General features: G+C 49.4%; 1 protein-coding gene. It reads right to left on the bottom strand.

From position 1 onward, the window contains the following. A partial coding sequence (locus tag DN062_RS18400) for a hypothetical protein (protein ID WP_420811685.1) occupies positions 1–885 on the bottom strand: 885 nt, incomplete at both ends.

Here is an 885-nt window from a genome sequence, read left to right as displayed (position 1 = left end):
TGTAGCTGCCGTCTTCTTCAACAATCGCGGTTGTCGTGACAGTGTTGCCTTCTTGGTCAGTGATCGTAACCACTAGCTCAGAGCCCACTGGGATATCAGTAGTATCACCTGTCACATCAATTGTTGGGCCAGCGTTATCAACCTCGGTTTCAACTGTGATCTCTGAAGGCACGGCATCCAGTTCATCTGTACCCCTTCCAGTCACTGGGTTGCCGTTGTTGTCGGTACCTGTAACTGTAATGTCTAGGTCACCGTCGGTTAGATCGGTGATATCCAGATCGGTCACTGTGTAGCTGCCGTCTTCTTCAACAATCGCGGTTGTCGTCACGGTATTGCCATTTTGGTCGGTAATGGTGACTTCCAGCTCTGAGCCGGGTGGGATATCAGTAGTATCACCTGTAACCGTAATGCTTGGACCTGTGTTATCGACCTCAGTCTCAACTGTAATCTCTGAAGGAACCGCATCCAGCTCATCGGTACCTGTGCCAGTTACTGGGTTGCCGTTGTTGTCGGTACCTGTAACTGTAATGTCTAGGTCACCGTCCGTTAGATCGGTGATATCCAGATCGGTCACTGTGTAGCTACCATCTTCTTCAACAATCGCGGTTGTCGTGACGGTATTGCCATTTTGGTCGGTAATGGTGACTTCCAGCTCTGAGCCGGGTGGGATATCAGTGGTATCACCTGTAACCGTAATGTTTGGACCCGTGTTGTCGACGTCAGTCTCAACTGTGATCTCTGAAGGCACGGCATCCAGCTCATCGGTACCCGTTCCGGTCACTGGGTTACCGTTGTTGTCTGTACCTGTAACGACAATATCCAAATCACCATCGGTTAAATCAGTAATATCTAGATCAACAGTGTAGCTACCATCTTCTTCAACAA

The sequence above is a fragment of the Nitrincola tibetensis genome (assembly GCF_003284585.1).
Classification (GTDB): domain Bacteria; phylum Pseudomonadota; class Gammaproteobacteria; order Pseudomonadales; family Balneatricaceae; genus Nitrincola; species Nitrincola tibetensis.
The sequence above is the reverse complement of the archived record's forward strand: the minus strand, read 5'-3'. Positions and strand labels throughout refer to the sequence as shown.